General features: G+C 43.5%; 13 protein-coding genes and 1 pseudogene. 5 read left to right on the top strand and 9 right to left on the bottom strand.

Annotation, left to right across the window (positions count from 1 at the left end):
• Positions 1-554: 554 nt before the first annotated feature.
• From JCM10512_RS19165 to JCM10512_RS19150, 4 genes are all read right to left on the bottom strand, one after another.
• Positions 555-773 (bottom strand): winged helix-turn-helix domain-containing protein, encoded by a 219-nt coding sequence (locus JCM10512_RS19165; RefSeq protein ID WP_044165395.1) that lies wholly within the window; start codon positions 771-773, stop codon positions 555-557.
• 459 nt (positions 774-1232) lie between these two features.
• On the bottom strand, positions 1233-2870 hold the full coding sequence (gene groL / locus JCM10512_RS19160) for a chaperonin GroEL (protein WP_044165394.1): 1638 nt from the start codon (positions 2868-2870) through the stop codon (positions 1233-1235).
• A 40-nt stretch (positions 2871-2910) separates the two neighbouring features.
• Complete coding sequence (locus JCM10512_RS19155) at positions 2911-3183, bottom strand: co-chaperone GroES (RefSeq protein ID WP_044165392.1); 273 nt, start codon at positions 3181-3183, stop codon at positions 2911-2913.
• Positions 3184-3358: 175 nt separating this feature from the next.
• The gene (locus JCM10512_RS19150; RefSeq protein ID WP_044165390.1) at positions 3359-3907 is read right to left on the bottom strand and encodes an NUDIX hydrolase; all 549 of its coding nucleotides are present in this window, start codon (positions 3905-3907) and stop codon (positions 3359-3361) included.
• Positions 3908-4453: 546 nt separating this feature from the next.
• Between JCM10512_RS19150 and JCM10512_RS19140 the strand changes: the two genes are divergently transcribed.
• The 4 genes and pseudogenes from JCM10512_RS19140 (at position 4454) to hydF (ending at position 9677) form a co-directional block, all read left to right on the top strand.
• On the top strand, positions 4454-5923 hold the full coding sequence (locus JCM10512_RS19140) for a 4Fe-4S dicluster domain-containing protein (RefSeq protein WP_044165388.1): 1470 nt from the start codon (positions 4454-4456) through the stop codon (positions 5921-5923).
• Positions 5904-6973 (top strand): annotated as a pseudogene (gene hydE / locus JCM10512_RS19135) ([FeFe] hydrogenase H-cluster radical SAM maturase HydE). Before JCM10512_RS19140 ends, hydE begins: the two are co-directional and overlap by 20 nt.
• Positions 6970-8397 (top strand): [FeFe] hydrogenase H-cluster radical SAM maturase HydG, encoded by a 1428-nt coding sequence (hydG, locus tag JCM10512_RS19130; RefSeq protein WP_044165386.1) that lies wholly within the window; start codon positions 6970-6972, stop codon positions 8395-8397. The pseudogene hydE and the gene hydG overlap by 4 nt, the downstream one beginning before the upstream one ends.
• Positions 8398-8468: 71 nt before the next feature.
• Complete coding sequence (gene hydF / locus JCM10512_RS19125; protein WP_044165385.1) at positions 8469-9677, top strand: [FeFe] hydrogenase H-cluster maturation GTPase HydF; 1209 nt, start codon at positions 8469-8471, stop codon at positions 9675-9677.
• Between the two features lie 80 nt (positions 9678-9757).
• On the opposite strand, the gene hisS is transcribed toward hydF, so the two are convergent.
• Both hisS and JCM10512_RS19115 read right to left on the bottom strand, forming a co-directional pair.
• Positions 9758-11122, bottom strand: a complete 1365-nt coding sequence (gene hisS, locus JCM10512_RS19120; protein ID WP_044165384.1) for a histidine--tRNA ligase — start codon at positions 11120-11122, stop codon at positions 9758-9760.
• A gap of 140 nt (positions 11123-11262) precedes the next feature.
• A complete protein-coding gene (locus tag JCM10512_RS19115; protein WP_162472338.1) occupies positions 11263-11958 on the bottom strand; it encodes a zinc metallopeptidase in 696 nt (231 codons plus the stop codon).
• 138 nt (positions 11959-12096) lie between these two features.
• Here JCM10512_RS19115 and JCM10512_RS22850 point away from each other — a divergent pair, with 138 nt between their 5' ends.
• Positions 12097-12270 carry a hypothetical protein gene (locus JCM10512_RS22850; protein ID WP_158332242.1) on the top strand — a complete coding sequence of 58 codons (174 nt, stop codon included), beginning with the start codon at positions 12097-12099 and terminating at the stop codon, positions 12268-12270.
• Positions 12271-12302: 32 nt separating this feature from the next.
• Here JCM10512_RS22850 and JCM10512_RS19110 read toward each other — a convergent pair whose 3' ends face one another.
• The 3 genes from JCM10512_RS19110 to JCM10512_RS19100 form a co-directional block, all read right to left on the bottom strand.
• Positions 12303-13574, bottom strand: coding sequence for an adenylosuccinate synthase (locus tag JCM10512_RS19110; protein ID WP_044165382.1), 1272 nt, complete (start codon positions 13572-13574; stop codon positions 12303-12305).
• Positions 13571-14059: a Fur family transcriptional regulator gene (locus tag JCM10512_RS19105; RefSeq protein ID WP_044165400.1), complete on the bottom strand. Its 489-nt coding sequence runs from the start codon at positions 14057-14059 to the stop codon at positions 13571-13573. Before JCM10512_RS19105 ends, JCM10512_RS19110 begins: the two co-directional genes overlap by 4 nt.
• A 142-nt stretch (positions 14060-14201) precedes the next feature.
• Positions 14202-14867, bottom strand: a complete 666-nt coding sequence (locus JCM10512_RS19100; RefSeq protein WP_044165380.1) for a DNA alkylation repair protein — start codon at positions 14865-14867, stop codon at positions 14202-14204.
• Positions 14868-14873 lie beyond the last annotated feature (6 nt).

The following is a 14873-nucleotide window of genomic DNA, read 5'->3' as shown; positions in this document are numbered from 1 at the left end:
TACTGTTATTCCGGACTGGTAGTTATGTAAAAGGGCCCAAGGCATTGACTTCATATAGGCGTCTGCCTGTTTTCAATTGACTCATCTTTTTCTTATCCCTGATTGACTCTAAAACAAGCCGAGTCTTGTACTCCCGAATCTGATATGCTACAGATGGCAGCGCATATCGCGAAAACAACGTATGCGTAAGTTCCCGATAAAGAAGGCGCATTGTATTTAACTATCGATCAACTAATTACATCAAAAAGTGATTATGACATGATATCTATCTACATTCAGTCTGCTCACTAAAATTACGTGTTTTAGTAGTTAATCAGTCGCCAAGCCAAATCCGAATTCCCGTTTGAGCCTCATAGGTACATATAGTAGACCGATAAACATGTTTTGGATAGATTCTACCATTACCGAGAAAAACAGCCACAGGGGGGGGGCTACCGGCTACCTAACCTATTGCTTGAAAGAGAAAGGAAGTTTTAAGACAAAGAAACCCCCGAAGAAAAAACAAGTTATTTGATCTTCGGGGGTTCCTTTTTTTCTTTTATGCTACGAACTTTTCATCCGATATACACATTTACGCAAAGATACACATAGAGTTCTTCTTTACTCTGGTCAAACTCGATCTTGTTCTCCTTGGACAACCATCCTAGAGCAGCTCCCAATTCCTTATCTCTCAAACCGGACATTCTCTTCAATGCGCCATAACTCCATTTCTCATTATTGCACAATAGCTGCCAAACCTTCCTAGCATCGGTTACAATCTCGTTCTTATCCATTTCTAAAATTGTTATAGGTTAAAAATTCAGGTTATAATTCGCCACTAAAGATAGAGAAATAAATCCAACATACTCCAAACTAGTATTCCTAATATTTTATTACATATCGTTTTTTAACACTACTGTCTACCGTGTCCCAACACAATACATTTATTTACCAATGTTAAAAAGAGGTTTTCTAATAAGATTGTGCATCTATAAAAGGAGTGAATATACTAATTCCGGCACGTTTAGACGCTTCGACAACTAAGATAAAGCATATGGAATCAGTAGTCCGGCAACAGAGAAACCTGCATTGACGAAACGCCATAATGCATGACCGTATTCCTCTCAAACCGGCTCGCAGGGAGATAAAGATGGAGTTTTATAGGTTACCGAAAGGTTTCTAAAAGAAAGAACCGCCTCTCAATAAAGAGAAGCGGTTCTTCAAATTCATGCTGAAATTAAGCAAAAATGAAATTACATCATTCCGCCCATACCTCCCATTCCGGGAGCGCCCATTGGCATTTCAGGTTTATCTTCTTTCTTTTCTACAATTACACATTCTGTAGTCAAGAACATACCAGCAATAGAAGCTGCATTTTCCAAAGCAACACGAGTTACTTTAGCGGGATCTACCACACCGGCAGCATGCAAGTTTTCGTAGATATCCAAGCGTGCATTGTAACCGTAGTCACCTTTACCTTCACGTACCTTCTGAACAACTACTGCACCTTCTTTGCCTGCATTGGCTACAATCTGGCGCAGTGGCTCTTCAACAGCGCGTTTGATAATTGCAATACCTGTAGTTTCATCTTCGTTATCGCCCTTCAAACCTTCCAGTAGGTCAATTGCGCGGATGTATGTTACACCACCGCCCGGTACGATACCTTCTTCGATAGCTGCACGAGTTGCACGTAAAGCGTCGTCTACACGATCTTTCTTTTCTTTCATCTCTACTTCAGAAGCAGCACCTACGTAAAGAACAGCTACACCACCTGACAACTTAGCCAAACGTTCTTGCAATTTCTCACGATCGTAATCTGATTTTGTAGCAACGATTTGAGCTTTGATCTGATCGCAACGCTCTTTGATTTTCTGTGAATCACCGGCACCGTTTACAACAGTCGTATTATCCTTAGATACAGTTACCTTATCGGCAGTACCCAACATTTCGATGGTAGCTTGTTCGAGTTTCAAGCCCTTTTCTTCGCTGATAACCACACCGCCTGTAAGGATGGCGATATCTTCCAGCATCTCTTTCCGACGATCACCGAAGCCCGGAGCTTTCACTGCACAGATCTTCAATTGAGAACGCAAGCGGTTTACTACCAATGTAGTCAATGCTTCGCTATCAACATCTTCAGCAATAACTAACAACGGACGACCCGATTGTACTGCCGGTTCGAGGATAGGCAAGAAATCTTTCAGGTTGGAAATCTTCTTATCGTAGATCAGGATGTAAGGTTTCTCCATCTCACATTCCATCTTTTCTGTATCGGTAACGAAGTAAGCGGATAGATAACCGCGATCGAATTGCATACCTTCTACAATTTCGATAGTTGTATCTGTTCCCTTTGCTTCTTCAATGGTGATTACACCGTCTTTAGAAACTTTACGCATTGCATCAGCAATCAATTTACCGATCATCGGATCATTATTAGCAGATACTGTTGCTACTTGCTCAATTTTGTCGTAGTTGTCGCCAACTTTTTCAGCTTGTGATTTAATTGATTCTACTACTTTGGCAACCGCTTTATCGATACCACGTTTGATATCCATCGGGCTAGCACCAGCAGTTACGTTCTTCAAGCCTTCGGCTACGATAGCCTGAGCCAGAACGGTTGCAGTAGTAGTACCGTCACCTGCATCATCACCGGTTTTAGAAGCTACTTCTTTCACCAGTTGTGCACCGGTATTTTGATAAGCATCTGTCAATTCGATTTCTTTAGCTACAGTCACACCGTCTTTTGTAATGTGAGGAGCACCAAATTTCTTCTCGATGATAACGTTACGTCCTTTAGGACCAAGTGTTACTTTCACTGCATTAGCCAATGCATCGACCCCTTTTTTCAATTGGTCGCGAGCTTCAATATTGAACAATATTTCTTTTGCCATAATAATATCTTAATTAATATATAAGTTCTAATTATATGATTTAACCCAAAACTGCAAGAACGTCACTTTGACGCATGATGAGGTATTTGGCTCCTTCATCTTCAAGTTCTGTTCCGGCATATTTGCCATACAAAACCGTATCGCCAACTTTCAACACCATCTCTTCGTCTTTCGTACCGTGACCTACCGCCACAACTTCGCCCTTCAAAGGTTTTTCTTTCGCTGTATCAGGAATAATGATACCACCAATTGTTTTCTCTTCCGCAGGAGCTGGAAGAATAAGCACTCTGTCTGCTAATGGTTTAATGTTCATAGTCTTTTGTTATATTTTAAATTTATAAAATTATATTGTACTTGTCCCGCCCGTTGCCGGGTGGAACGCAAAAGGCATTGCGAAAAGCGTGCCAAAGTAGAATAATGTTTCTTTGTCAGAAAGGCCTGACAAAATGACGCAGAAAAAGAATTTATTCCGCAACGATGTCGATTGGTTATAAACCGGCCATATACTTCCAAAGCGGAGCCACGTTCAAGGCTTGCATAATCTCATTATGATCGAGTAATTTCCGAACTTCCTCCAAAGTAAGTAAATGGACAGATATATCTTCCGTAGGTTCCAGATGCTGATGATCGATCGGCTCGACATCAATAGCCAAAAAACAATGCGTCAAATTGGTATGCGTACTGGGATTAGCAGAAAGAATCATATACTCCTTCCACGTTCCTTTCCCGTATCCGGTTTCTTCCCATAATTCACGCTGAGCGGATGCCAACGGCGAAGTATCTTCCGGATCACAGACACCGGCACAGAGTTCGTAGCAAGTACGTCCCAGAGCGGGACGGTACTGACGCACCATTACAAACTTGCCTTCTTTTGTGATGGCAATCGTATTCACCCAATCGGGATATTCGAGTATGTAATATTCAGGAACATGGTTGCCGTTAGGTAATACTAAATGTTCGCAGCGAACAGTCAGCCATGGACGGCGAAATAGGTATTTACTGCTTATCGTTTCCCATGCTTTCTCCACTTCTTTCATAATGCAGTTCTTTTTACTCCAACAAAAGTAGCGATTTCCGCTGAACCAGTCAACCGTTGTCGCGAATAATAAGGTTCTGCCAGTTCACCTTCGAGTTAACGCAAGCTCATCTCTATGCCTTGTATTTGCGTCATGTACCTTTTCGTGGAACTAACCATTGAACTTCCCATGTATAAAAGAAAAACAAGACTCACAACAATCATGATTGTCCCGATCATGGCAAAACGATTCCTTTGTTCTAATGCTTCGTGGTTCATATCGTTTCCTCCTTCTTTTTGTTCATACCACAAAGATAACGAAGAGAAACTACAATCCCTTTACAGTAGTATGACAAAAAGCCTAAATATTGGATTTCTTTAACGTTCAACAGTTGTGCGGAAGTGTCAAGTAAATAAACGCTTAAATATCAGTTTATAGCCAATGGCAGGGTAGAAGTCACAGTTCACAACTATTCAATTTCCTAGTAACATTCCCTTTACTGTTTGTTAGTTTATAAGCCTATTTGTTACTACCTTTGCGCCCTTTAACAAGCATTTACTAAATTATATGGCGTTTACGAATAACATTATGATTGTCCGGCACAAGCTGCTGGCAGACCTTGTAAGACTATGGAGTAAAGATCAATTAATAGAAAAAATAGACAGGCTTCCCATCGAATTGAGCCCCCGGAAATCGAAACCAATGGGGCGTTGCTGCGTACATAAGGAGCGTGCCGTGTGGAGATACAAGATGTTCCCGTTGATGGGGCTGGATATGACGGACGAAACAGATGAAGCAACTTTATTGTCCGAGTACGCTCAAAAAGTATTAAAAAGAACCGAACCGGAGAAAGAAAACATAATGTGTGTAATTGATGAAGCCTGCTCATCCTGTGTGCAGATCAATTACGAGATCACAAACTTATGCCGGGGATGTGTAGCCCGCAGTTGCTACATGAATTGTCCGAAGGATGCCATCCGTTTCAAACAAAACGGACAGGCTAAAATCGATCACGATACTTGTATCAGTTGCGGAATCTGCCACAAGAGCTGCCCGTATCACGCCATCGTTTATATTCCGGTGCCTTGCGAAGAGGCGTGTCCGGTGAAAGCAATCAGCAAAGATGCGAATGGAGTTGAAAAGATTGACGAGAGCAAATGTATCTACTGTGGCAAATGTTTGAACGCTTGCCCGTTCGGTGCTATCTTCGAGATCTCGCAAACATTTGATATACTGCAACGCATCCGGAAGGGTGATGAGGTGGTGGCTATTGTTGCACCGTCTATCCTGGGGCAGTTCAAAACAAGTATCGATCAAGTATATGGAGCTTTTAAGCAGATAGGTTTTACCGATATTATCGAAGTGGCTGAAGGAGCTATGGCTACTACAAGTAACGAAGCACACGAATTGTTGGAGAAACTGGAGGAAGGACAGAGTTTCATGACGACTTCCTGCTGCCCCTCGTATATTGAGTTGGTAGAAAAACATGTACCGGAAATGAAACCTTATGTTTCGTCTACCGGATCTCCCATGTATTATGCTGCCCGCATAGCGAAGGAGAAACATCCGAATGCTACAATCGTTTTTGTCGGTCCATGCGTTGCCAAGCGAAAAGAGGTACGCCGCGATGAAGCCGTAGATTTCATCCTTACATTTGAAGAAGTGGGCTCTATCCTATCCGGATTCGGTATCGAACTGGAACAAACACAGCCTTTTTCTATCCTGCATACTTCTGTTCGTGAAGCTCACGGCTTTGCGCAGGCAGGTGGCGTAATGGGGGCTGTGAAAGCTTACCTCAAAGAAGAAGCGGATAAGATTAATGCCGTGCAGATATCGGATATCAACAAAAAGAATATCGGTCTGTTGCGTGCTGCCGCTAAGTCGGGCAAAGCTTCCGGACAGTTTATCGAAGTTATGGCTTGCGAAGGTGGATGTATTACCGGCCCGTGTACTCACAATGACATCACGGCAGGAAGGCGTCAACTGATGCAAGAGCTACTCAAACGGAAAGAGAGCTATGAAACAATGGATCGATAAACTCCGACAGGAGCATACTCTCTCAACAGATGAGTTCCGCCAGTTGCTGACAGGCTGTGATGCCGAGTTATTGGCGTATATCAACAAACAGGCACGTGAAGTCAGCTCCGGCATTTTGGTAACCGGATATTTATTCGTGGACTGATCGAGGTTAGCAACTGCTGTCGGAACGATTGTTACTATTGTGGCATCCGAAAAGGGAACACCCGCATAGAGCGTTATCGCCTCCGGCCGGAAAGTATATTGGACTGCTGCCGACAAGGATTCGAACTTGGCTTCCGCACGTTTGTGTTGCAAGGTGGAGAAGACCCCGCGCTGACGGATGAACAACTGATCAAAACAGTTGCCGCCATCCGAAAGGATTATCCGGAATGTGCCATCACTTTATCACTCGGAGAGAAACCCCGCGAGAGTTACGAACGTCTTTTTCAAGCCGGAGCCAATCGGTACCTCTTACGTCATGAGACGTATGATGCGACTCATTATGGGCAGTTGCATCCGACAGAAATGTCGTCCGCTAAGCGGTTGCAATGTGTGAAGGACTTAAAGTCTATCGGCTATCAAACGGGAACAGGCATTATGGTAGGTAGTCCGGGACAAACAGTCGATCATCTTATACAGGACATACGGTTTATCGAAAACCTTCAGCCTCAGATGATCGGTATCGGTCCGTTCCTACCTCATTGCGATACGCCTTTCGGCAAATATCCCAGCGGTTCCCTGGAGCAAACCTTACTCCTACTCTCCATTTTTCGTCTGATGTTCCCATCGGTTCTTTTACCTTCCACAACTGCATTAGCTACGCTTGCAGCCGACGGACGGGAGCGCGGCATATTAGCCGGAGCGAATGTGGTGATGCCCAACCTATCGCCCCAGGAAGAGAGGAAGAAGTATACCTTATATAATAATAAGGCGTCACTCGGAGCGGAAGCAGCTGAAGGATTGATCCTCCTGCAAAATCAATTGCAACGCATCGGCTACGAAATAGCTTTTACGCGGGGAGACTTTAGCGAAACCGACTACAAAGAATTAGAGAAAAGAGAATTATGATACATAAGTACAGAGCAAACTCATCCAAAGCAGAAGATTTTATTCATCACGAAGAGATTCTGGAGACTTTGGAGTATGCACAAGTGCACAAGAATGATCGAGCACTCATTGAGGAGTTGATCGAGAAAGCGGCTCTATGCAAAGGGCTCACACATCGGGAAGCGGCCGTATTACTGGAATGCAACGAGCCTGATCTGGTAGAGCGAATCTTCAAGCTGGCCCAAGAGATTAAACAGAACATATACGGCAACCGAATCGTAATGTTCGCACCGCTCTATCTTTCGAATTACTGTGTGAACGGCTGTATATATTGCCCTTACCATGCTAAGAACAAAACGATTTCGCGCAAGCGGCTGACACAGGATGAAATACGCCGGGAAGTAATCGCTTTACAAGATATGGGGCACAAACGCCTGGCGCTTGAAGCAGGCGAGCATCCTACGCTCAATCCGATTGAATATATACTGGAATCTATTCAAACGATATACGACATAAAACATAAGAACGGAGCAATCCGCAGAGTCAATGTGAATATCGCTGCTACGACCGTGGAGAATTATCGCCGGCTGAAAGAGGCGGGTATCGGTACGTATATCTTATTTCAAGAGACTTACCACAAAGAAAACTATGAGACGTTACACCCCAGCGGTCCAAAAAGCAACTATGCTTATCATACCGAAGCAATGGACCGTGCAATGGAAGGCGGCATAGATGATGTGGGAATCGGGGTCCTGTTCGGATTGAATACTTACCGATACGATTTTGCCGGACTGTTGATGCATGCCGAGCATCTGGAAGCCCGATTCGGTGTGGGGCCGCATACCATTAGCGTGCCACGCATCTGTTCCGCAGACGATATTGATGCGGGCGACTTCCCCAACTCAATCTCAGACGAAGTATTCAGCAAAATAGTCGCGGTGATCCGGATCGCCGTACCTTATGCCGGCATGATTGTTTCAACACGTGAATCACAAGCCTCCCGCGAAAAGGTGCTTCGTTTGGGTGTCTCTCAACTGAGTGGCGGATCGCGTACCAGTGTTGGCGGATATGCCGAAAAGGAAAAAGCGGAAAATAATTCGGCGCAGTTTGATGTCAGCGATACAAGAACGCTGGACGAGGTAGTCAACTGGTTGCTCGAACTAGGATATATTCCCAGTTTCTGCACGGCCTGCTACCGGGAAGGGCGAACGGGAGACCGATTCATGGCGTTAGCTAAATCGGGACAGATTGCCAATTGTTGTGCTCCGAACGCCCTAATGACGCTTAAAGAATATCTGGAAGATTATGCATCGGCAGACACCCGGCAAAAAGGTATGGCATTGATCGCACAAGAAACAGATCGGATTCCAAATCCTAAAATTCGGGATATAGCCATCCGCAACCTGAAAGAGATAGCCAACGGGCAAAGAGATTTCCGCTTTTAATCGGCAGAGTTAAATCCTCTACCCGGCATTAAGGAATCATTATACATCACTCAACTTTAATTCGAACTCAAATGAGCTTAACTCATACTCCGAATTCCAACAGACTCCACATCGCTCTTTTCGGACGGCGAAACAGTGGTAAGTCTTCTTTAATTAATGCATTAACGGGGCAAGATACCGCGCTGGTATCTGACACACCGGGAACAACGACTGATCCAGTAGCCAAGGCTATGGAGATTCACGGCATTGGCCCCTGCCTCTTTATCGATACTCCGGGATTTGATGATGAGGGAGAACTCGGACAGATGCGCATAGCGCGAACCTTGAAAACAATCGAGAAAGCTGATTTAGCTCTATTTCTTTGTGAAGATGAAGCCATCTTATCACCCTCTGCCAGTGTACTTGAAAAACAGTGGATTGAGGAGTTGAAAAGAAAGAACATTCCGGTAATTCTACTGCTCAATAAGATCGACGTGCGGAAAAACAGTGAGGTAGTAGCCGCACAAATAGAACAACATTACGGAGTGCGCCCGCTTCTTGTCAGTGCTCAGACGAAATTGGGTATGGAACAAATCCGGCAGGCGATACTCAAAAACCTCCCGAGTGACTTTGGACAACAGACTATCACGAACAATTTAGTTGCGGAGAATGATTTGGTACTGCTTGTTATGCCACAAGATATTCAGGCCCCCAAAGGACGGTTAATTTTGCCACAAGTACAAACGCTCCGCGAGTTATTGGATAAGAAGTGCCTCGTAATGAGTTGTACAACAGATAAGCTAGCGCAAACTCTGCAAGCTTTATCTTACCCGCCCAAACTAATTATTACCGACTCACAAGTGTTCCAAACGGTTTATGAACAGAAACCGGCTGCAAGTATGCTTACTTCCTTTTCGGTGTTATTCGCCGCATATAAAGGAGATATCGAATATTATGTAGAGAGTGTGGCAGCCATCAGTAGGTTGAAAGAGGATTCCCGGGTATTGATAGCCGAAGCTTGTACGCATGCTCCGCTATCCGAAGACATTGGAAGAGTGAAAATTCCTCGCCTCTTACGAAATAAGATAGGTGAAGGCCTCCGGATATATATTGTAGCCGGAAGTGATTTCCCCGATGATCTGAGTCCTTATTCACTCATCATTCATTGCGGTGCCTGCATGTTTAATCGGAAGTTCGTATTAAGCCGCACCGAAAGTGCCAAGCAACAAGCTATTCCAATGACCAATTACGGAGTTACAATCGCTTGCTTAAGTGGCATACTGGATAAAATAAAATATTAAAAAGCAAGAATCCCTGTCTTTACTGCCAAGCCGTTGCTTTAGTAAGACAGGGATTCTGTATAAAGTTAGCAGTAAATCGTTTACTTCTTTACGACTGCAATCAGTTCATTCGCAGTAACAAGGCTTTGATCACCTGACTCCATATTCTTCAGCATCAGTTTACCTTCGGCCATCTCATTTTCGCCTACAATAGCAACAAAAGGTATGCTTTTGGCATTGGCATAGCTCATTTGCTTCTTCATCTTCGCCGCATCAGGAAATAGCTCCGCACAGATACCGGCAGCACGCACTTGCATCAAAACATTCATCGAATAGGCGGCTTCCTTTGCTCCGAAATTAATAAATAGTACTTCCGTACCGTTGACTGCTTCTTTGGGATAAAGATCCAATTGATTTAATACATCGAAGATACGGTCTGCACCAAAAGAGATACCGACTCCCGACACACCGGACATTCCGAATACACCGGTCAGATTATCATAGCGGCCACCACCGGTGATGCTTCCAATCTGCACGTCCAATGCCTTTACTTCGAAAATAGCTCCTGTGTAATAGTTCAAGCCACGAGCTAACGTGAGATCGAGCTCGATTGGATTTTGTAAGCCCATGGTATGCAAAGTGCTGAGAATAAACTCGCTCTCTTCAACACCCGCCATGCCTATTTCGCTAGCAGACAAAACGTTCTTTAAAGTTTCCAACTTTTCCGTATTGCTTCCGCTAAGTAATATGATCGGTTGTAATTTAGCTATGGCCTCATCACTGATACCTTTCTCTCTCAACTCAGTATTGACATTATCCAAACCGATCTTGTCCAATTTGTCGATGGCAACGGTGATGTCAACAATCTTATCAGCTTCACCAATGATCTCGGCAATACCGGACAGAATCTTACGGTTATTTATCTTGATGCATACGCGAATACCAAACCGGCTAAATACCGTGTCGACAATTTGCATCAATTCTACTTCGTTCAGCAGCGAATCACTTCCTACAACATCGGCATCGCACTGATAGAACTCGCGGTAACGTCCCTTTTGCGGGCGGTCGGCACGCCAAACCGGCTGAATCTGGTAACGTTTAAATGGAAATGTTATTTCGTCACGGTGCATCACCACATAACGAGCAAAGGGGACAGTCAAATCATAGCGTAATCCCTTTTCACAGAATTTACTAGCTAACTTGGCCGCGTTACGACTAAGTAACTCCTCGTCTGTTAAACCGGAAAAGTAATCACCGGAATTCTGGATTTTGAAAAGTAGTTTATCGCCTTCGTCACCGTACTTTCCCATCAAAGTAGAAAGCATCTCCATAGCCGGAGTCTCTATTTGCTGGAAACCGTACAGATGATATACGTCACGAATCGTATTGAATATATAGTTACGCTTCGCCATTTCAACCGGCGAAAAGTCACGTGTTCCTTTAGGTATACCAGGTTTTGCTGCCATAATAATTACTTATTTAGAATTTAAGTGTGCAAATTTACACCAAATTTCCGAGCAAAGCTTGCTAATGCTCGAAAAAAACAAGAGCCTAATGTCTTAAATAAACATCAGGCTCTTGTTTCAATCCGTTAAATGCTGAATCATTAATCTCTTCTACCCATGAAAATCATGATATAGTAGACCAGGGTAGCCAAGGATCCGAGTGCAGCCACGACATAGGTATATGCAGCCGAGCGCAAGGCATCTTCAGCCTGAGAATGATTAAATGAATTGGTGATGCCCGATGAACTCAACCATACCAAGGCACGTTTACTAGCATTAATCTCGACCGGCAATGTGATAAAGCTGAACAGAGTAGTTGCCGCAAACAAAATGATACCGGCTAACAACAACTGTGGGAATGAGTTTATCAACAAAATACCACCCAGCAAAACCCAAGTCATGATGGAGGAGGCAAAGTTAACCACAGGTACCAAAGCACTACGCATCTTCAGCGGTGCATACATACGTGCATGCTGCACAGCGTGTCCACATTCATGGGCAGCAACGGCGGCAGCCATAATGCTATTACTCTCATAAACTCCTTCACTCAAATTGACTGTCTTATTGGCAGGATTATAATGGTCGGTCAGTTTTCCCGGCGTATGTGTCACCTCTACATCATAAATACCATTATCGTGTAACATCTTCAAAGCCACGTCACGTCCTGTCATTCCATTTCCGGTAGCAATCTTGGAATACTTCTTGAACTTACTCTGCAAGTTCATCTGTACCAGCCAGCTGACCAGAGCTACACCGATAAAAATAATCCATTGAATTCCTATCATTCCATTTCCCATAATTTCTTATTCTTTTTGGTTTACTATTAATCTATGAACAAATTGTCTGCCAAAAATAAGAGGAAACCGGCAATGGCAGAATAGTTTCATTCAGGTTTTAGGAAGAATTAGCTAAAAGACATACTATTATAGGACTTAATGCCTAAAAAGACAAGTAAGAATAAAACAAGCCGGACATTCGTCTTTTCACTTATCTTATTCTTACCTATCAGTTCGATTCAACTCGATGTCCTTTCCTATTCGGTGCTATTCGCTCCTTTCGAAGAAGCAAGCAAGGCAACTTACTATTTAATTGCTTCCGGTAGCGCCTGAACTTGACAGTAATAAAGTTGAAGAAAGTATTTTTACTCTTCCGTATAACGTTCAATGGTCTGATCTCTATCCGGACCAACAGAAACAATCTTAATCTGTACGTCTAATTGCTCTTCGAGGAATGTCAGATACGCATTGAATTCTTCTGGGAACTCATCTTCGCTTTGCATAGTTGTCATATCAATCCCCCATCCCGGCAATTCTACATATACAGGCTCTACACCTTCGGTGATGTCATACGGGAAATAATCTACTTCTTCGCCATTCACTTTATAGGCCACACAAGCTTTGATTGTTTCGAACGTGTCGAGTACATCACTCTTCATCATAATCAGCTTGGTAACCCCATTAATCATGACGGAATACTTCAATGCAACAAGATCGATCCAGCCACAACGACGCTTGCGTCCGGTTACAGATCCGAATTCATGCCCGATTGTGCACATTTTATCACCGGTCTCATCAAAAAGTTCGGTAGGGAACGGTCCTGCACCTACACGGGTACAATATGCTTTAAATATGCCGTATACTTCTCCAATGCGATTAGGAGCAACACCCAGTCCGGTACAAGCACCGGCACAAACGGTATTGGAAGAAGTCACAAACGGATATGAACCAAAATCGACATCGAGCATCGTGCCTTGAGCTCCTTCGCAAAGGATACTCTTTTCGTCTTTCAGCAGGTTATTGATTTCATGTTCGCTATCTACCAAGTGGAATTGCTTCAAATACTCAATTCCCTCTAACCATGTCTTTTCCAGTTCGGTCAAGTCGTATTCGTAATTCAGACTTTTCAGAATTTGTTCATGACGAGCTTTAGCAGCAGTATATTTTTGTTCGAAGTGGTCGAGAATATCGCCTACACGCACACCGTTACGGCTGACTTTATCCGTATAAGTCGGTCCGATACCCTTTCCGGTTGTTCCTACTTTGGCATCTCCCTTAGCTGCTTCATAAGCAGCATCCAGCAAACGGTGTGTAGGAAGAATGAGATGCGCCTTCTTCGAAATATGCAAACGATCTTTCAATGCATGTCCCGAGGCTTCCAACGACTCGGCTTCAGCTTTGAACAAAGCCGGATCGAGCACTACCCCATTACCTATAATATTAACCTTATCTCCTTGAAAAATGCCGGAAGGAATGGAACGAAGTACATACTTCTGTCCTTCAAATTCAAGTGTATGACCGGCATTCGGTCCACCCTGAAAACGAGCCACTACATCATACTTAGGTGTTAAAACGTCGACGACTTTACCTTTACCCTCGTCGCCCCATTGTAATCCTAATAGAACATCTACTTTCATTTTTCTTTCTTATTGTTATTATTAACTTTTTTCCGTTTGTTTGCTCGGTCACACTTGCTACAAATCCCATAGATGTACAAGGAATAATGCGAAAGTTGGAAGCGACTAAGCTTCGTGTTCTCAATGGCTTTCTGTAAGCCTTCGTTCTGAAACTCTGTCACCTTGCCGCATTGCATACATATCTGATGATGGTGTGTATCGCGGTTATAAGATTTTTCGTATTGAGAAGAGGTGCCAAACTGATGCTTGATGATCAGCCGTGCATTGATTAAGAGAATGATGGTATTATAGAGAGTGGCTCTACTTACCCGGAAGTTTTCCTGATCCATCATACGCAAATAGAGCATGTCGATATCAAAATGTCCGTCAATGGAGTAGATAGTATCGAGTATAGCAAAACGCTCGGGAGTCTTACGATGCCCGTTCGCTGTTAGATATTCGGTGAATATCTGCCTTACTGTATCTTTCACGTTTTGAGTTTCCATCAGCAGCACAAAATTTGCGCCAACAAAGTTAATCGTTTTTTGTGGAAAGCAAATGATAAAAAGAAGTTTTTTTAAATCCGCCACAAAGTGATACACACTTCTACAAAGTTTTCACTCACTTCCTTTGTGGCGGTTACCCAGGTTAGTCTGTGGAAATTTCTGCTTTTACCATGTGATAAAGCAATTGTTCGGCCTCAACCTGTGAGTCGGCCATTCCTTCTACCAAGCGACAAACCTGAAAAGCATGATTCTCGCTATGCTGCATATATCTACGAATGACCAGCATCGCAGCGTTACGCACATGGTAGCTTTCGGAAGAGATGGAACAGATAGCCTGATCCAACAACTCTCCGGATGCACGCTCGGACATATCTCCCTTTTTCATTAACAAACGAGCTGCGGTTAGGAAACCACATGTCTGTACATATTCCCGCTCATCAGCTATCCAGTGAAAAGACTTGGCAGACGCATAAGGTAGATCTTGAAACAAATTCATACAGGCCAATTCAGCTATTTCAATATTCTGAATATCTTCAACCCATATATCGGCTATTTCAGGAAAGAACGTATCAATCGGCTGCAACATCGTAGCCAATATTTTACATTCGCGGATGTTCTCTTTCCATAAAGCCTGTGCCAAATCGTGATTCTTTTCATAATGAGATGCAATCATCTTGACGCGCGGCAATTCGACCCCGAAATTAAGTTTATAAACCAAGCCCTTCTCACGCATACTTTGGGACACAGCCCCATTCATAGAGAGTCGGAGCTGTGTTTTAATATCTTTCAGTTGTTCTTGAAGATTCATTTTTCG

Source organism: Bacteroides reticulotermitis JCM 10512 (assembly GCF_000517545.1).
GTDB classification, from domain to species: Bacteria; Bacteroidota; Bacteroidia; order Bacteroidales; family Bacteroidaceae; genus Bacteroides; species Bacteroides reticulotermitis.
Note: the sequence above shows the minus strand (reverse complement) of the source record. Positions and strands in the feature narration are given on the sequence as shown.